This is a genomic window from Flavobacterium sp. SM2513, from assembly GCF_050908145.1.
Taxonomy (GTDB): Bacteria; Bacteroidota; Bacteroidia; order Flavobacteriales; family Flavobacteriaceae; genus Flavobacterium.
In genome coordinates, this window is the sequence record NZ_CP194228.1 from 2,803,582 (window position 1) to 2,821,566 (window position 17,985).

Sequence of the window (17,985 nt, forward strand, 5' to 3'; positions counted from 1 at the left end):
TTAAATTTTGAACAGATTGTCTTATGAAAAAAAAGAAACTAGTAGTTATAGGAGGAGATGCGGCGGGAATGTCAGCGGCATCAAAAGTCAGAAGAGAACAACCTGATTTTGAAATAATTGTTTTTGAAAAATCTGAATACACTTCGTATTCGGCTTGTGGAATTCCCTATTTTATCTCCGGAAAAGTTGAAAATTTAGAAGAGCTAATTGTACGTTCGCCTGAAAAATTTATTGAAAAGTACAATATTAAAGCAAAAACATTGCACGAAGTTTTAGAAGTGGATACGGACAATAATAAAGTTCTGGTTCACAATTATAATGATAAAACCCAGTTTTGGGAATCGTATGATGCACTTCTGATTGCCACAGGTGGAAAAGCGTTTTGTCCAGAAGTAAAAAATCATACTGCAGACGGGATTTTTGGCATTCAAACGTTGAATAGCGGTAAGAAAGTGGACGCCTTTATTACGAAACACCAACCTAAAAAAGCAGTAATTGTCGGAGGAGGTTACATAGGTTTAGAAATGGCAGAAGCTTTGATTTTGAAAGGAATTGAAGTTACTATTATTGATAGAGCAAAGGAAGTAATGGCCACTTTAGACCCTGATATGGGAAAGAAAGTACATGAAGTATTAGTAGAATTAGGTGTTACCATTTTCAACTCAGAATCTTTATCCTATTTTGAAGAAAAAGAGGGTAAGGTTACGGCAGTTGTCACCGACAAGAAAACGATAAAAGCGGACATGGTTATTTTAGGAATGGGAACTGCTCCAAACACGTCGTTTCTGGCAAAATCAAAAATCAAATTATCGGATCGAAAAGCGATTAAAGTCAATCGATACCAACAAACAAATGTAAAAAATGTTTGGGCTGCTGGAGATTGTGCTGAAACAAAAAACTTAGTCAGTAACAAGCCTTTTTACATCGCATTAGGAACCGTTGCCAATAAAACAGGGTTAGTGGCGGGAACTAACATTGCTGGTGGAACATTAAAATTTCCGGGAGTTGTGGCAACAGCAGTTTGCAAAATTTGTGTCTATGAAATTGCCCGAACAGGTTTGCTTGAAAGCGAATGTGTCGCATTTAAAATTGATTTTGTTTCAACAATTATTAAATCTAAAACGAGAGCACATTATTATCCCGAGGCTAAAGATATCTTTGTCAAATTAATCGCAGAAAAGGGTACAGGGAAACTATTAGGAGGACAAATTATTGGCGAAGAGGATGCTGCTAAACGAATTGATGTTTTAGCAACTGCTTTAACCAGTAAACTGACGCTGCAAAATATTATAGATTTAGATTTATCCTATGCTCCACCCGTTTCTCCAGTTTGGGATCCTGTTCAAACGGCTGCCCGAAAATTAATTAATAGAATATAGCCTTTTTATATTTTCAACTTTGAAATAAAAAAAATGGACTGACGCTATCAATTTAGCATCAGTGCATTTTCAATTATAAGAAAGTTGTTATTTTTTGAAATTTCCTATTCCTTCTAATAACCAAGCCTTGTATTCGTCTACTTCTGGAGTATATCCAACAGGTTTATTCAGATTTTCTTCGTCATGGCCCATTAAAATATAATACGGCTGAATGTTCGCTTTGTATTTTGTGATAGCATAATCACTCCATTTTTTACCATACGTATCAATTTCTTTTCCATTGGCAGTGACATAAACATCTTCTTTTGGCAAAGGCGTACGGTCATCTACAAATAAGGAAATCATCACAATATCTTCTTTCAGGATGGATAAAATTTCCGGTTTAGACCATACTTTTTCTTCCATTCTTCTACAATTTACACACGTAACACCTGTGAAATCAATCAGTACAGGTTTGTTTACTTTTTTGGCATAAGCCAAACCTTCATCATAATTATGAAATGCCACAATATTATGTGGTCCATATTGAGCGTGTTCTGGTAAAGTACTATTTGATGCACCAGAAGTTATTAGATTCTTGGAGCCAACACCGTTCGGACTTTCGCTATAACTCATTGGAGGCGGGAAACCACTAATTATGTTCAAAGGAGCACCCCAAAGACCTGGAATCAAGTAAACTGTAAAGGTAAGCGTTACTAATCCCAATAATAATCGACCTACCGATATATGCGATAATGGACTATCATGTGGTAATGTGATTTTGCCAAATAAGTAAAGAGCCATAACTCCAAAGATTGCAATCCATACGGCAAGGAATGTTTCACGTTCTAGCAAATGCCAATCCATTACTAAATCTGCCATCGATAGGAATTTGAAGGCCAATGCCAATTCAATGAAACCAAAAACAACTTTAACGGTATTCAACCAGCCACCTGATTTTGGTAAATTCCCCATCATACTTGGGAATAAAGCAAAGATTACAAATGGAAATGCCAATCCTACTCCAAAACCTAGCATTGCAATTGTTAATAATGTTGCACCACCATCTGTTGATAGAACACCACCAATAACAGCTCCTAAAGCAGGCCCTGTACATGAAAATGAAACAATGATTAATGTTAAGGCCATAAAGAAAATTCCGGCAAAACCACCTTTGTTAGATGCATTGTCTACTTTATTTGCTAAAGACGAGGGCATAGTTATTTCAAAAGCGCCTAAAAATGAAATAGCAAATACTAGAAATATGACAAAGAAAAATATATTTAAATACGGATTTGTAGAAATTTCATAAAAAATATCCGGACTCAAACTCTGAAATATATGGAACGGCAATGAAATAAGAACATAAATAAGTACGATAAAAAAACCATACATCAATGCATTTATTCTACCTTTCTTCTTATCTCCAGCAGCACTTTGCTTTAAGAAAAAGCTTACCGTCATTGGTATCATCGGAAAAACACAAGGTGTGAATGTTACTAAAACACCTGCTAAAAGAGTTCCTAAAAATAACAACCAAAGATTAATTTCTTCCGATTCATTTTCTGTTTCACCTTGTGCAACAGCGTCATCAACAGTTGTTGATGTTGCTTCTGTAACTGCTGCAACTTCTGTAACTTGTGTTGCCGTTGTATCTACTGTATTTTCAATTACAGTGGGTAAAACAGTTTCAACAACAGAATTATCGGTCGTTGTTGCTACAACTTTTTCGGCAATTTTAATCGCTGGTAATTTAAAAACGAAGTCTTTATCTTGCTGAATACACTGTTCCTTACAAACTTGGTAATAAATGTTGACTTTTATTTCCTTTAAATTGGTGTCGCTTATTTTTACAACTTGCTTAAATTGAGCTGTTTTTGCAAAATAATATTCATCTACGCCGAACGTATCATTATAAGCCTTTTTGTACTTACTTTCAATAGTTTTTCCAACTAAAATAAAGTTTCCTTTAGCATCTTTATAAGTAAACTCCATTGGTAGTGAACCACCATCAGGCGTATATTGCGAATACATGTGCCATTCATTTTCAATCGTGGCATCCATTATCAATTCAAATTCAGTATCTGATTTTTGAACTACTTTCGTTTTCCATTTTACGGGGTCTAAAATTTGGGCACTTAAAGAATGAACTGCAAAGAATGCTAATAAAATGTAGATTAATTTTTTCATTATACGAAGTCAATTTGTATTATGTTGGTTGTTATGTTGCTAATTTTAAATCGTTCATCCGCTCGTAATCCGACTACCCAAACAATTTCGGTTCCGGAACATAAAAGCCATGCATTTTCTTTTTCGATGACGGAACGTTTTTCGTCTTTAAAAAGTTTACTAACTTTCTTAGATTTTCCATTCATACCTAAAGGATAAAAAATATCACCCGTTTTCCAACGCCTCAACGTTAGTGGATAAGTTAATTTTTCATCGTCGACAAATATAGTTTTATTTGTACTATAAAAGGGTTCAGATACTTTACAAAAAAGCAGTTTTATGTGAAAATTAACTTCTGAAACTCCCCTGGCAATTTGATACTCTTCGTTGAAATTGTTGTTTTTTGGAGCTATAATTAGAAAGTTTCTATTTTTAAGTAATTGAAAATTTTCAGAAAATATTTGCTTTCCAGTTTCGGCTGTAGCCAAATTATAAATATCTTCCCACGCCGTAAAACCCAGCGGTTGTAACCATTGGTACAAATACGCTTTGTAATTGGAAAGTTGTTTTAATTCGGAAATATTGATTTTTTTGTAATCCAATTCATCGGTAACTACTTTTTTATACACAATTCGCGAAGCATCCTCCATTAATGATTGTGCTTGTTGCAAATTGGTTAAGGTTTGCTTAAAGGATTTAGAGAACGAAGGGTTAATTTCTCTTAAAATAGGAGTGAGGTGGTGCCTGATTTTATTTCGGATATAATAATCAGTAGCATTTGAAGTATCTTCACGCCAAACTATACTATTTTCGGTTGCGAAATTGTGAATGTCATCACGACTGAAATTTAATAATGGACGAATAATACGGTCGTTTTGCAAAGGAATTCCCGTCAGCCCATCAATTCCTGTTCCACGAGATAGATTGATGAGAAACGTCTCAATACTATCATCTAAATGGTGTGCTGTCGCGATACAATCAAATTTTTCTTTCTGAATGATTTCATGAAAATATTCATAACGCAATTTTCGTGCAGCCACTTGCGTGGACAATTTGAAATCTTTGGCGAAAGCCGCAGTGTCAAAACTCGTTGTAAAAAAGGGAATTTGATGTTGAAAACAATACTCTTCAACAAATTTTTGGTCCAAATTACTTTCCTCTTTGCGGAGTTTAAAATTGCAGTGTGCGACTCCAAAATTTATTTTATTTTGTCGAAACAATTCTGCAAGAACCATACTGTCCAATCCACCGCTTACCGCTAAAAGTATTTTTTGGGATTTGATTTCCGGGAAATTTTCTAAAAGAGTTTTGTAGAATTTTAAAAGCATTTTCAAAAGTACTAAAAATATAAATCACAACAATTCTTTGTCGTTCAAAACTAATCGCATGGCACGCGCTTTCAGCAAGCATTCTTCATATTCTTTTTCAGGTGCTGATTTTGAAGTAATCGCACTTCCCACCGAAAAGGAAACATACTTTTCTAGTTCGTTGTACAAAATACTTCGAATAACCACGTTGAAATCGAAGTCGTTTTCTGGTGTGAAATAACCAATAGCACCACTGTATAAACCTCTTTTTGTTTCTTCCAATTCCTCAATACAGTTCATTGCTGAAATTTTAGGAGCACCAGTCATACTTCCCATGGGAAAGGTAGTTTTTAAAACATCAACAGGGGAAAATTCAGGTTTTATTAAAGAAGTGATGGTAGAAATCATTTGATGGACTTGCAAAAAGGAATAAATTTCACACAATTCTTCAACAATAACACTTTCTTTTTGTGCCGTTTTTGATAAATCATTTCGTACTAAATCAACAATCATAATATTTTCAGCACGTTCTTTTGGGTCGTTTGCTAAATTGAATTTACTCAATTCATCTTCTTCTTTATCTGCAAAGCGTTTTGAAGTTCCTTTGATAGGTTGTGAGATACATTTTTCGCCTGTTTTTTTTAAATACCGTTCGGGAGATGCGGAAAGTGCAAAATGCTTGTTGTTTTTAAAAAAGGAAGAAAACGGTGCCTTTGAAATTTTATTTAACGATTCAAATGTTGCTAAAGGATTGATAATTGTTTCCTTAGCGAAAAACTCCATACAGAAATTGGCTTCATAAATAGTCCCATTCTGAATATATGCTAGCATCTTAGTTACTTTCTGAAGATAGTCTGATTTAGAAATTTCTTGCTGAATGCTAACTTCAGTTTTTATTTCTTGATTTTCTAATTGAAAATGAATAATTTCTTGATAATCTGATTCCATTTCATCATCACACATATTCAAATAATGAAATTCTAACTGATTTTCTTTCAAAAAAATAATTTTCTTAGGTTGAAAAAAATAAAGGTCGGGGAAGTGTAGTCTATCTTTATTTGCAGAAATCAGTTTTTCAGTATCGTTTTTTAAATCATAAGATAAATACCCAAAGAGCCAGTCTTTAGTTGTTTTTTGATAGATGTTCAAATCTTCAAAAGCATTTAAAAAATCTGTTTGAATCGCTGTAAATGCGTCAACGGCAAGAATACAATCGTAAGTAGAATAACTATTATGGGTCTCGTTCGAATCCAAAAATACAAGCTCTCGAAATTGTTGAGACCATTGCAGTAATTGCTTTTTTAATAAAGTAGGGTTTTCAATAGTTTGTATAAATACAGTTCTCAATTTTAATATAATTTAGAAGTTCAAATTTACTGTAAAACCTTTAACAAAAAAAAACTCCTCAAAGATTTGAGGAGTTTTAGATAACTATTTTTTTAAAACTTATTGTTTCAAGAATTTTTTAGTTTGAACTGTATCACCAGAAGTAATGTTGATTAAATACATTCCAGCTGATAATTCATTTACATTAAGTTGTGCATCAGAAACGTTGTTAAATGATTTAGTCATTACTTGACGTCCGTTTAAATCAACGATTTGTACAGCAGTAATAGATGAATTACTTGTATTTACATTCAATACATCTGTTGCAGGATTTGGATATACAGATACTGTTGCTTTCGTTGCTACAAAATCAGAAGTACCTAATAAATTACTTACATCAATTGCTCTAGAAGTAAAATTGTCAAATACCATTGTTCCTGCAGAAATATTAGGTAAAGCTGTTGTAGAACCGCTAAAAACTGCAAAATTAATTTCAGCAGGAGCTGTGTTGGCTGAGCTTCCAGCTACAGTTAATGCTCCACCAGTTATTGCAGTTGAATTTATTGATACCTGTCCTGTTGTAAAATTATAAGAAATACCTACTCTACTCCATGCGTTTTCTGGAAGTTGTACTCCCGGAGCCGCTGCTAATGAATAATTATAATTACCAACAGCCTGACCTGTAGGTGTAGCGTATGCAACTAAAAAAAGTTCTCCGGTGAAAGAGTTTACAGAAAATCCAACTAAAGATCTTAAGTAATCTGCATTGTAGATAGTAACACCAAAACGATTTCTGCTAACTCCTCTAGCTCCTGGATTTACATTTACTTCAACTTCAATAACATTATTTCCTGTTGTTCGTGCAGCCCAAGCAGTTGGAAGACCATCTTTCCATAAAAACCTTGAACCTGCGTTTCCATTTGGACCAACAAGTGCTAATCCATTCGTACTATTATGTCCGGTAGCAACAACTTGAGAATTTGTAACGGCTGCATTCGTTGATGTTGTTGGTGCTGTGCCATTTGAATATAGGGTAAACCAACTTCCTTGTCCAGCAGTAGCACCCGTGATGTCAGTTGAAAGATTTCCAACAGTTAATCCATTAAAATTTTCAGATTGTAATGCCTGAGAGAAACCAAGCGATGTAGCTAATAAAGCTACTGAAAGTAAAATTTTTTTCATTGTAAGTTTTTTTAAAGTTCGTAACAAAAATAGACAAAATAAAACAGTTATAAAATTTGATATGTTAAATTTTTTGTAAGATTTTAGAGACATTTTTTAAATATTCATTACTTTTAAAATAGGAGAGTGTACTATTTTGACAACCTTGATTAAACTTAAAGATAGTAGGTATCTAAAATTAATTTTTGATTTATTCCTCAAAGATTATTTTTTAGTCTTTAGATTGCTGAAATTCAAAATTAAGATCGAAAATTAAAATTTTTACTTTACGACATTAAAAAAAACTCCTTAATAAATTAAGGAGTTCCAATGAAAAATATTTTTAAACTTTACTGTTTCAAAAACTTTTTAATAACTGATTTGTTACCTGAAGTAATGTGAATTATATACATTCCAGCAGACAAACTACTTACATTAATATGTGCGTCCGAGCCATTGTCAAAAAATTTAGTCAATATCTTTCGACCATTTATATCAAAAATTTCAATACTATCAACTGTTTCATATTCATTTGGTTTTACATTTAGAACATCTATAGCGGGATTTGGGAAAACCGAAAATTTATTCAGTTTAAATTCACCATTGCTTAAGACGGAGGAAATTGAAAATGTGTCTAGAGCAAGAAGGACGTTTTGAGTTTGTGCCGGCGAGAAGTGATTAAATCCGAAGTAATAGACTCCCGCTTCTGTGGGCGTATAGGTTGCAGTAACTAGTGTCCAAGTCGTGTTTGCAAAAGTTGTTGTAGAATAGAGTGTGGTTGTTTGATCAGCATTAGTTGGCGTAGAACCAACAGTTAGCTTCAAACTTTGAGGTAAGTTTGCTTGATAATTTTTAATGTAAAATTTAATTGTATTTATTGAATTAGCTTGTAAAGAAATAGCTCTTGAAAAAACCCACTTATTAATTTGATATTCTTGATTTGTTGAGCCAATCATTCCATCGCTTGATTGAGCAGTTTCATCATAAAATGAGGTCCAGTATTCTCCTGTATCTGAAAGAGTCCATCCGTGCTCTTGATAAAAAGTGTAATTGTCAAATCCCCAAGCATACGGAGGTGTAACAGGAGCGAAAACAGTTACAGTTAAAAACGTCCCTAAATGTCCCCAAACCGAGCCAGTTGTTGCGCTACATTTTGAACGGATATACACATAATATAGCGTAGATTCAGTCAGTCCACTAAACGTAATACTAGTCCCACTTGTCACTGTTGATGTAGGTACTGATGCTGCTGTTGGAGCGGTACCTGAAGTAGAAATATAAACATCATTACCAGCAACTGGTTCTGGATTTGCTGCTGTCCAAGTAGCTACTGCCGAATTAGTTGTTAATTCTGAAAAAGTTAAACCACTTAATGGTTCAATACAGCTAAGTGTACTGCCGACAACAACATTATCTACATGAAATGAAGACATATCTGTTGTAGTACTATGAAAACCAATATAGATAGATTGACCGACTAGCGACGTTAAATCAATCGTATATTTAACGTAAGCACTACTAATTTCTGGTGCAATTGATTCAGCTAAAACGGTGGTCATGGCTAAAGCAGTTGGCATTGTTGTAGAGGCTTTTACTGCTATAGTTTCAGGATAAAAATTATTTGCATTTTTCCCCCAAAAGGTTAATTTGTCACTAATCCCAGCTGTCACAGTAAATTGTGGCGTAATTAAATAGTCATCATGCGCGTCAGAACTAAAACTAATTGTAAAAGCTTTTGTACCATTTTGTGCCTGCGAAGAATTTGTTGAAGATGAGTAGTCTGAAACATGCCAAGTTTCTTCCGTGTCTCCCCCTGCCAATACAGTCCATCCTGCTGGAATTGTTCCTCCTTCAAAACTTTCAGAAAACTGTCCGAAAATACAGTTACTTACGAAGAGTAATAATAGTAGTAGTAATTTTTTCATGATAATTTGTTTTAGAATTAATCAAAGATAATTCACAAATCACAAGAAAAATCTCCCTACAAATGGGTATTTTTTAATAATTTACCATTTCTAAAGATTTCATAAACAGCTCATTATATTAATTATAAATTCACTATAATTATAAAAATTATTATGCTATTTGCTCCATGGCCTTACAAAAATACTTAAAATATCACTTTACGATTAGTCCTTTAACTTATATAAAAATTTTCGAAACGCGATAATATTAGCGTTTTTAGTTTTGTGATAGAGGAAAAAGCAGCTCCTTTTAATTTTATTCGGATTAAATACAGCTTAAAAATCACGACGCTCTAAATCAAAATAGTAGCATTAGATATTATTTAGTAAATAGAAAAAAGGAAGTTTAAATACCGATTATAAAAATAAATAGCACTTAATCAATTATTTCAAAACATAAGTACTTAATATTTTATAAACCTGATTAATATTATCTCCTCCTTTACCAAATTGTTTCTTAATAGGTTCATCCTCGTGCGACAACCAAATCTTCAATTCAGCATCCATATCCATAATCCCAGCACTTTCTTTAGAAAACTTTTTAATACTGGAATACGGTATGGAAAGATATTCCACTTTGGTACCCACTAATTGTTTCTCCGCAAGAATTAAACGCTTATTGGTAAAAATAAACATGTCTCTAATTACTTTAAACGCACCTTCAATTTCTTCGCCTTCTATTAATAAAGGTTTGAATTCTTTTTCAACATCTTGCTGGTTTGCTTCTGAAGCATTTCCTAAAATCGCATTAAATAAGCCCATAATTTCTTTTTTTAGAATTGTTTTTTTTAACGACCAAATCTATAAATATTTTCTTCATCTTGTTTACCTAAATACATATCTTTTATCATCTCCGCTGCAATTACACTAAAAGTGATTCCATTGCCACCGTAGCCAAGGGCAAAGTACATATTCGGATGTTTTTTATGTTCACCAATGTAGGGCAAACCGTCCTTGGTTCCTCCAAAAGTACCACACCAATAAAAGTCCATTTCAATTTTACTTTCTGGAAATATTTTTTTGAACCGCTTTAAAATGTCTTTATTTTTCTTATCCATTAAAGCATCCCGTTTTTTTGGGTCTTGAAAAGGTTCGTCAAAACCACCTACCATAATTCGGTTGTCTTCTGTAGTTCTAATATACAAGTACGGTCGAGCCGTTTCCCAAATCAGGCATTTTTCTTTCCATAAATCTTCCGGATGCATCGGTTGGCTTACTAAAACGTAGGTCGATTCGAGTTGCATTACTTTTTCGTCCAGCAAACTTTCTGATTCAAAACCAGGTGCTGCAACAATTTTCTTTGCTTTTATGGATATGTTTTTATCAGTAGTTGCAGTAATTGTATTTTTAGAAGACTTAATTTGTGTGATATTAGTATGACTGTAAACTTCTAAGCCAGAATGTTTACGATGGTAATCTAATATAGCTTGGCAAAATTTGTAAGTGTCCACTTGTGCAGATTCATTATTGTACAAAGCAGCTATTCGTTTGATATTGTATTTAGAAACGAGTTGTTTTTCAGATAGGTATTCAACAGGCAATCCGTGTTGTTTTCTAGTTTCAAATTCGCGCTCTAAATCTTTTTTCCCTTTGGCATCCGAAGCTAAGTATAAAGAGGGGATCCGCTTAAAATCGGCATCAATTTTTAAATCTTTGACAATTTTCTCTAAGGTTGAAATGGATTCTAAACACATTTTATAGGCTTTAACCGCATTTTTCTCTCCTACTTTTTCAATTAAATCAAAAAGATATTCATCGATTTCATATTGCAGTTGAGCAGTACTTGCTGTTGTACTTCCTGTAGATTCCATCCTTTTATCAACAATAATACATTTTATATTGTTTTCACATAAAAAGTGAGCCACTAAAGCGCCAGTGATTCCTGAACCAATAATTAAAACATCCGTTTCAATATCATTTTCTAAACGTTTGTAATTTGTAGATAACCCATTTTTTATCAACCAAAACGGCAATCCTGATTTTAAATCCATAGCTTTTTTCTAATAAAATTAGTGTAAAAAACACATGTTGAAAATTATTTAAATAAAAATTAAGAAATAAATTTGAAACAAAATATTTTGAGTTGAAAAAATCACTATTTTTAATTCAATTTAAATTACGTGCCATGTTAGTAAAAGTTTATGGAAGTGCCGTTTTTGGAGTGGAAGCTACTACAATAACCATAGAGGTCAATATTGATAAAGGAATTGGGTATCATTTAGTGGGCTTGCCTGACAACGCCATTAAAGAAAGCAGTTACCGAATTGCAGCCGCTTTAAAAAATAACGGTTACGAATTACCAGGTAAGAAAATCATTATCAATTTGGCTCCAGCCGATTTGCGAAAAGAGGGTTCAGCCTACGATTTGCCTTTAGCAATGGGTATTTTGGTTGCATCAGGTCAGTTAAAAACGGAAGAAATAGATAAGTACATCATTATGGGTGAACTTTCGCTAGACGGAGGATTGCAACCCATTAAAGGAGCTTTGCCCATTGCTATTAAAGCAAAAGAGGAAGGCTACAAAGGATTTTTTCTGCCTATTCAAAATGCAAAAGAAGCGGCAATTGTATCCGGTTTGGATGTTTATGGTATAGAAAACATTAAAGAAGTAATCGAATTTTTTCAAGGAAAAAGCACACTCGAGCCTACAATTTTTGATACGAGAAAGGAGTTTTACAAAACCTTAGATTTTCCAGAATTTGATTTTAGCGACGTCAAAGGTCAGGAATCTATTAAACGTTGCATGGAAATTGCCGCTGCAGGAGGTCATAATATTATTTTGATTGGCCCACCAGGTGCTGGAAAAACAATGCTAGCCAAACGTTTACCGAGTATATTGCCACCAATGACGCTCAAAGAAGCTTTGGAAACTACAAAAATCCATAGCGTTGCTGGAAAGTTAAAAGAAGTCGGGTTGATGAATCAACGTCCATTTCGCAGTCCACATCACACAATTTCGAATGTTGCTTTAGTAGGAGGAGGCAGTTATCCCCAACCCGGAGAAATTTCGATGGCACATAATGGCGTTTTATTTCTCGACGAATTGCCAGAATTTAAACGCGATGTTTTGGAAGTCATGCGTCAACCGTTGGAAGACCGTGAAGTCACCATTTCAAGAGCGAAGTTTACCATAACGTATCCATCATCCTTTATGTTAGTGGCAAGTATGAATCCGAGTCCAAGTGGATTTTTCAATGACCCAAGTGCTCCATCAACTTCTTCTCCGTATGAAATGCAACGCTATTTGAGTAAAATATCGGGTCCTTTACTAGACAGAATCGATATTCACATAGAAGTTACGCCTGTTCCATTCGAAAAACTTTCCGACAAGAATAAAGCAGAATCAAGTGTGACCATTCGCGAAAGAGTTACTAAAGCCAGAGAATTGCAGACGATTCGTTTTGAAACTTCAGAAAAAGTAAATTACAATGCCCAAATGACGTCGAAGCAAATTAGAGAATATTGTGCTTTAGACGATACTTCTAACCAACTTCTGAAAACAGCAATGGAACGTCTCAATTTATCAGCTCGAGCGTACGATAGGATTTTAAAAGTATCCAGAACGATAGCCGACTTATCTGATTCTGAAAACATTGAATCAAGTCATATTGCAGAAGCAATCCAATATCGAAGTTTAGACCGCGACGGCTGGTTGGGTTAATTAAATCGTTCGTGTAAAGGTTTTTCGGCGCTTATTAATAATTGGGTCAAAATGTTTCCAAATAGCGTGAATAGCCGTGTTTTCGAGTAATTCAGGCGTTCGAACACAATCAATAATCCCTTTTTCAGTAAAAGTGTCGTAGTATTGTTTAAAAATAATAGCCGTAACTCCCTTGTTTTGATATTCGGGAGCAATTCCTATTAAATAAAATAACACTCTCTCACTATGGTTTTTAGCTCTCAACATGTGATAAAAACCAAATGGAAATAACTTGCCCTTCGTTTTTTGTAAGGCTTCTGAAAAGTCAGGCATTACAATTCCAAAAGCAATTAATTTGTTATTTTCGTCAAAAACAAATTTGATATATTCCGGGTTAATCAAACTGATGTACTTCTTTTTAAAATACTCTTTTTGTAAATCTGTTATTGCTACAAAGGAAGCTAAAACGGAGTAGGCATTGTTGAATAAATCAAACATTTCGTCTACATACGGCATTACATCTTTAATTTTTGTAAAATCCTTTGAATGTAATTTATATCGCTTTTTTATCAGGATTTCAGCTTTTTCAAACAAGACAGGATTGACATTTGAAAAAGGGAAAATACTTTCAATATATTCTTTTTCAGGAACATATCCCAGTGTTTCTAAATGTGTAATATAATAAGGAAAGTTGTACCACGTAATCATGTTTCCCATTTGGTCAAAACCTTCCGTCAAGATGCCCACCTTGTCCAGATTTGAAAAACCCATCGGACCTTCCACATATTCAAGGTTATTTTGTTTACCAAATTCGTAGACTTTTGCTAATAATGCTTTGGTAATTTCGATATCATCAATAACATCCCACCAGCCAAAACGGACTTTCTTTTTTCCTTGGTTATTGACTTCGTCCCAATTAATAATTGCAGCAATTCGTCCTACGATTTTATCGTTTTTGTAGGCCACATAAAAGTGTGCATCTGCATTGTCAAAAAGCGGATTTTTATTTTTATCGAATGAATTTACCTCGTCATTAATCAACGGCGGAACCCAATTCGGTTCATCTTTATATAGAGTAAATGGAAATTTTACAAAATCAGTGATTTCTGCCTTAGTTTTTGCTTCTTTAATAGTAATCATTATGGTTTTTCTACTTCAATGGTTTCTACGCCGTCTTTACGTTTCGTTTTCTCTTTCTTATCCTTCTTGTCTTCCTTGTCCTTATCTTTACCGTCTTCTTTTCCACCTCGAATTAATACAGGTTTGTAATTTTTATCAAAACGCCAAGAAAGTCCAATTCCGCCAACAAGTATTGAGGGAGTATCTTTAAAATTCCCTCCAAAAGAAGCGTCAATCTGAATGTTATCTTTGATCAAATAAGCGGCTCCAATTCGCAAAATAGAATCGGAATAGTAATCGCTTTTTATACCTTGATTTTCAAGAAAACCCGACCATTTCTCTGAAAAACCCCTTGTTACAGTAACAATATATCCATAACTTGGAAATTCAGATGTAATGCGATCAGCGATAATATTGGTAACCAAAACAAAGCCTCCGCTAAACTGATTTTGTGTAATCAACATCAATTTCGGAGAAATAGAACTCTCGTCTTTCGGCAAATAGATACTATTAAAATTCAAATTCGCACCGGCATAAACCCCTACTGCTGGAAGAAATTGCCTCCATTTAAACCTGTGATTGGCTTTCCAACTGTGGATATTTATTTTTTCTTCATAATTTTTATACGGATCATAAATCAGGTATTTGGCACCAATAGTTATTTTTCTAAAATCGCTTCTGTTTTCTGTTCCTAAACCCGTTTGAAACTGGTCCCACTGATGTTTTAGTTCAATATTAAATTCTAGTTGTTCAAAAAAAGCACCATATCTTAAGGCTAAATCCATTCCGAAGCCTTTGGTTTTTGCACCTAACAACGAATGTTCTTCTGCAGTTCCATAAACACCTGTTTCTGCCTGAATGACAGTTTGACCCACAGAGAATGCAGATTGTGATTCGCCCGGACGATTGGAATTGATGATGTCTGTATGTTGAGCATGTAGCGAAAATGTACTCAAAAAAGCAAGGAGTACTAAATATTTTTGCGATTGATTCATTATAATGTATAGGTTTCTGAATTCATAGAAATCCAAAAGTACTATATTTTATTATTAATTTATGAAGGATAATTTATTTTTAAATTTCAAAATTGTTATTTTTGACAAAATTTTATTTTAGTAATGGATACAGCATCGTCAACTGGCTTAATTAAAACAATTGTATTTATAATAATCGGCTATTACGTCGTGAAATTCTTAGTACGATTATTTTTCCCCATTGTTGTTCGTAAAGTGGTTTCAAAAGCCGAAGAATCTTTTAAACAACAATACCAGTCTGCTCAACAAAACTATAACTACAAGACACAAGAAAATCGTTCTTTTAAAGACGAAATTATTTCTGAAACGGGAAAATCTAACAACCCCAAATCAACCAAAAAGGTAGGAGATTACGTAGATTATGAAGAAATTGAGTAAGTTTGCATGATTCTTTTTTAGACAACCTTTTTTTTTGTCCAAATTAAAGAATGTAAAACCTTAATTTTTAACCTGCATCCATGAAATTTTTAAATAAGTTTTATCCCCATCTTCTCGCATTTTTCGGATTTGTAATTATTTCACTTTTCTATTTTTATCCTGTCTTACAAGGAAAAGCCTTGTCGCAATCGGATATTGTGCAATACACAGGAATGGCAAAAGAGCAAAACGACTTTCGTGCGGCTGAAAACACAGAGCCGTATTGGACAAACGCTGCTTTTGGAGGGATGCCAACGTACCAAATGGGAGCCAATTATCCCAACGATTACATCGGTGCTTTAGATGATTTCCTGCGTTTTTTACCCCGTCCTGCCGATTATTTATTTCTATACTTTCTAGGTTTTTACGGTCTCCTTTTAGTTTTAAGAGTTGATCCGTTGAAAGCATTTATAGGAGCATTAGCATTCGGATTTTCAACTTATATGATTATCATTTTGGGAGTTGGGCACAATGCAAAAGCCCATGCAATTGCATACATGCCGTTGGTATTGGCTGGGGTTTTACTCGTCTTTCAGCGAAAATATGTGGCAGGTGGAATTCTCACCATGATAGCTGCAGCGCTAGAAATCAATGCGAATCACTTTCAGATGACATATTATTTACTCATTTTACTGTTAATTATTACCATTTTCTACAGCTATAAATATATTAAAAGTAAAGAATACAAGCCTCTTTTAACGGCATTTGGTGTTTTCATTGTGGCAGGAATTTTTGCCGTGGGCTCAAATGCTACTAATTTATTGGCAACAGCCGAATACACGGATTTTAGTATGCGTGGCAAAAGTGAATTGACTTTTAATCCCGACGGAAGTAAGAATGAAACCACTTCAGCAATGGATTATGACTACATAACGGAATACAGTTATGGTATTACGGAAAGCTTAAACTTAATTGCGCCACGATTATTTGGTGGTGGAAATTCGGAGAAGCTAGACAAGGATTCCCATGTGTATGATTTCATTTCTAAAAAAGGTCCAGCTCCTTCAGAAGCATTAGATTTTACCGAAAATTATGGCGCAACCTATTGGGGAGACCAACCCATCGTTGCCGCTCCAGCTTATATTGGTGCCATCGTATTTATGCTTTTCATCTTAGCGATGTTCATTGACAAACGAAAAATTAAGTACGCATTTTTAATTGGCGCGGTGTTTACGTTGATGTTATCCTGGGGAAAAAACTTCGCGTTTTTAACCAATATTTTTATCGATATCGTTCCGATGTACGACAAGTTTAGAGCCGTTTCTTCCATTCAAGTGATTGTTGAATTGTGTATGCCGATTCTAGCCATTATGGGACTGCAAAGTTTCTTTAAAGCAGAGAAAACCGAACAAATGGAGGCCTTGAAGAAAACCGCCATAGTAAGTGCGGGAATTGTAGCGCTTTTATTTGTATCCAAATTTTTATTTGATTTTGCAGGACCAATTGATGCTCGTTTACAGCAAATGTTTGCGCAAGTAGGCGATCCCACTTTTTCAAATGAATTCATCGATGCTTTACGAGCGGATCGTAAAAGCATGTATTCCGCAGATGTAATGCGTTCAGGGTTTTTAATTGCAGCAGGATTGGGGTTATTGTGGTTCTATACCAAAGAAAAACTATCCCAATTGACCACCGTTGTATTAGTTGGCGTTTTTATGATTGGGGATTTAGTACTCATTGACCGAAATTACGTCGATGCTTCAGGATTTGTTTCGGCGAGAGAAGTAAGAGAGCCGTTCCAACCAACAGAATCTGATTTGAAGATTTTAGAAGATACGTCGCATTTTAGAGTATATGAAGTCAACGGTCGTTTGCAAGCACGGACATCGTACTTCCACAAATCACTATCAGGATACAGTGCCGTTAGACCAAGAAGAATGGAGCAATTGTTCAATTACCAAATTGACAACAACAATATGGAGGTGTTAAATATGCTGAACACAAAGTATGTAATACAAGTGGATGATAAAAACCAAGAATTTCCTGCGTTAAATGATAAGGCAAATGGAAATGCATGGTTTGTTAAAAATGTCAAATTTGTTACTGCTGCTGATGACGAAATGAAAGCGCTAGACAAATTCAACAGCAAAGACGAAGTTATTGTTAATAAGAAGGAGTTTCCTGTTGCTATTGAAAATTCGTATGAAAGAGACAGTTTGGCAAAAATCAACTTAATTGAATACAAGCCAAATTACATAAAGTACAAAACGGAGAATGCACACAAAGGTTTAGCCGTTTTCTCTGAAATCTACTATCCAAAAGGATGGATTGCAACGATTGATGGCAAAGAACTTCCTATTTTTAGAACCAATTATACCTTACGGGGTTTAGAACTTCCTGCCGGTAAACATACTGTAGAATTCAAGTTTGAACCTCAAGTAATTAAAACAGGAGGAACCATCGTATTAATAAGTGGTTTGGCAATGTTGCTATTGATTGGTGGCGGTGTTTATTACGAAAGGAAAAGGAAAACCAAAGTATAGAAGTGGT

Annotated in this window: 13 protein-coding genes; 4 read left to right on the forward strand and 9 right to left on the reverse strand. The window is 34.4% G+C overall.

Going from position 1 to position 17,985, the window contains the following annotated elements; translation table 11 throughout:
• Nucleotides 1-23 precede the first annotated feature (23 nt).
• Nucleotides 24-1,379, forward strand: a complete 1,356-nt coding sequence (locus ACQ5J2_RS11895) for an FAD-dependent oxidoreductase (protein WP_432670690.1) — start codon at nucleotides 24-26, stop codon at nucleotides 1,377-1,379.
• Nucleotides 1,380-1,466: 87 nt separating this feature from the next.
• On the opposite strand, the gene ACQ5J2_RS11900 is transcribed toward ACQ5J2_RS11895, so the two are convergent.
• The 7 genes from ACQ5J2_RS11900 to ACQ5J2_RS11930 all read right to left on the reverse strand — a co-directional run bounded on the left by ACQ5J2_RS11900 (nucleotide 1,467) and on the right by ACQ5J2_RS11930 (nucleotide 11,276).
• Entirely contained in the window at nucleotides 1,467-3,548 is a 2,082-nt protein-coding gene (locus ACQ5J2_RS11900) for a protein-disulfide reductase DsbD family protein (RefSeq protein ID WP_432670691.1), read from the reverse strand.
• Nucleotides 3,548-4,855 (reverse strand): tRNA lysidine(34) synthetase TilS, encoded by a 1,308-nt coding sequence (gene tilS, locus ACQ5J2_RS11905; protein ID WP_432670692.1) that lies wholly within the window; start codon nucleotides 4,853-4,855, stop codon nucleotides 3,548-3,550. The genes ACQ5J2_RS11900 and tilS overlap by 1 nt, the downstream gene beginning before the upstream one ends.
• A gap of 24 nt (nucleotides 4,856-4,879) precedes the next feature.
• Complete coding sequence (locus ACQ5J2_RS11910) at nucleotides 4,880-6,181, reverse strand: anthranilate synthase component I family protein (protein WP_432670693.1); 1,302 nt, start codon at nucleotides 6,179-6,181, stop codon at nucleotides 4,880-4,882.
• Between the two features lie 99 nt (nucleotides 6,182-6,280).
• Nucleotides 6,281-7,342, reverse strand: coding sequence for a T9SS type A sorting domain-containing protein (locus ACQ5J2_RS11915; RefSeq protein ID WP_432670694.1), 1,062 nt, complete (start codon nucleotides 7,340-7,342; stop codon nucleotides 6,281-6,283).
• 329 nt (nucleotides 7,343-7,671) lie between these two features.
• On the reverse strand, nucleotides 7,672-9,246 hold the full coding sequence (locus ACQ5J2_RS11920) for a choice-of-anchor J domain-containing protein (RefSeq protein ID WP_432670695.1): 1,575 nt from the start codon (nucleotides 9,244-9,246) through the stop codon (nucleotides 7,672-7,674).
• Between the two features lie 423 nt (nucleotides 9,247-9,669).
• On the reverse strand, nucleotides 9,670-10,047 hold the full coding sequence (locus ACQ5J2_RS11925) for a PH domain-containing protein (RefSeq protein WP_432670696.1): 378 nt from the start codon (nucleotides 10,045-10,047) through the stop codon (nucleotides 9,670-9,672).
• A gap of 26 nt (nucleotides 10,048-10,073) precedes the next feature.
• On the reverse strand, nucleotides 10,074-11,276 hold the full coding sequence (locus ACQ5J2_RS11930) for an NAD(P)/FAD-dependent oxidoreductase (RefSeq protein ID WP_432670697.1): 1,203 nt from the start codon (nucleotides 11,274-11,276) through the stop codon (nucleotides 10,074-10,076).
• Between the two features lie 134 nt (nucleotides 11,277-11,410).
• Here ACQ5J2_RS11930 and ACQ5J2_RS11935 point away from each other — a divergent pair, with 134 nt between their 5' ends.
• Entirely contained in the window at nucleotides 11,411-12,946 is a 1,536-nt protein-coding gene (locus ACQ5J2_RS11935) for a YifB family Mg chelatase-like AAA ATPase (RefSeq protein WP_432673308.1), read from the forward strand.
• Here ACQ5J2_RS11935 and ACQ5J2_RS11940 read toward each other — a convergent pair whose 3' ends face one another.
• Nucleotides 12,947-14,065 (reverse strand): GTP cyclohydrolase, encoded by a 1,119-nt coding sequence (locus tag ACQ5J2_RS11940; protein WP_432670698.1) that lies wholly within the window; start codon nucleotides 14,063-14,065, stop codon nucleotides 12,947-12,949.
• Entirely contained in the window at nucleotides 14,065-15,039 is a 975-nt protein-coding gene (locus tag ACQ5J2_RS11945) for a transporter (protein ID WP_432670699.1), read from the reverse strand. The genes ACQ5J2_RS11940 and ACQ5J2_RS11945 overlap by 1 nt, the downstream gene beginning before the upstream one ends.
• 123 nt (nucleotides 15,040-15,162) lie before the next feature.
• On the opposite strand from ACQ5J2_RS11945, the gene ACQ5J2_RS11950 reads away from it, so the two are divergent.
• Nucleotides 15,163-15,456 carry a DUF4834 family protein gene (locus tag ACQ5J2_RS11950; RefSeq protein ID WP_432670700.1) on the forward strand — a complete coding sequence of 98 codons (294 nt, stop codon included), beginning with the start codon at nucleotides 15,163-15,165 and terminating at the stop codon, nucleotides 15,454-15,456.
• A gap of 80 nt (nucleotides 15,457-15,536) precedes the next feature.
• Complete coding sequence (locus tag ACQ5J2_RS11955; RefSeq protein ID WP_432670701.1) at nucleotides 15,537-17,978, forward strand: YfhO family protein; 2,442 nt, start codon at nucleotides 15,537-15,539, stop codon at nucleotides 17,976-17,978.
• Nucleotides 17,979-17,985 lie beyond the last annotated feature (7 nt).

What these genes read in the sequence shown, in the direction of transcription:
- ACQ5J2_RS11895 (WP_432670690.1), top strand. Translation starts at nt 24, where the DNA reads ATGAAAAAAAAGAAACTAGTAGTTATAGGAGGAGATGCGGCGGGAATG.
- ACQ5J2_RS11900 (WP_432670691.1), bottom strand. Translation starts at nt 3,548, where the DNA reads ATGAAAAAATTAATCTACATTTTATTAGCATTCTTTGCAGTTCATTCT.
- tilS (WP_432670692.1), bottom strand. Translation starts at nt 4,855, where the DNA reads ATGCTTTTAAAATTCTACAAAACTCTTTTAGAAAATTTCCCGGAAATC.
- ACQ5J2_RS11915 (WP_432670694.1), bottom strand. Translation starts at nt 7,342, where the DNA reads ATGAAAAAAATTTTACTTTCAGTAGCTTTATTAGCTACATCGCTTGGT.
- ACQ5J2_RS11920 (WP_432670695.1), bottom strand. Translation starts at nt 9,246, where the DNA reads ATGAAAAAATTACTACTACTATTATTACTCTTCGTAAGTAACTGTATT.
- ACQ5J2_RS11925 (WP_432670696.1), bottom strand. Translation starts at nt 10,047, where the DNA reads ATGGGCTTATTTAATGCGATTTTAGGAAATGCTTCAGAAGCAAACCAG.
- ACQ5J2_RS11930 (WP_432670697.1), bottom strand. Translation starts at nt 11,276, where the DNA reads ATGGATTTAAAATCAGGATTGCCGTTTTGGTTGATAAAAAATGGGTTA.
- ACQ5J2_RS11935 (WP_432673308.1), top strand. Translation starts at nt 11,411, where the DNA reads ATGTTAGTAAAAGTTTATGGAAGTGCCGTTTTTGGAGTGGAAGCTACT.
- ACQ5J2_RS11940 (WP_432670698.1), bottom strand. Translation starts at nt 14,065, where the DNA reads ATGATTACTATTAAAGAAGCAAAAACTAAGGCAGAAATCACTGATTTT.
- ACQ5J2_RS11945 (WP_432670699.1), bottom strand. Translation starts at nt 15,039, where the DNA reads ATGAATCAATCGCAAAAATATTTAGTACTCCTTGCTTTTTTGAGTACA.
- ACQ5J2_RS11950 (WP_432670700.1), top strand. Translation starts at nt 15,163, where the DNA reads ATGGATACAGCATCGTCAACTGGCTTAATTAAAACAATTGTATTTATA.
- ACQ5J2_RS11955 (WP_432670701.1), top strand. Translation starts at nt 15,537, where the DNA reads ATGAAATTTTTAAATAAGTTTTATCCCCATCTTCTCGCATTTTTCGGA.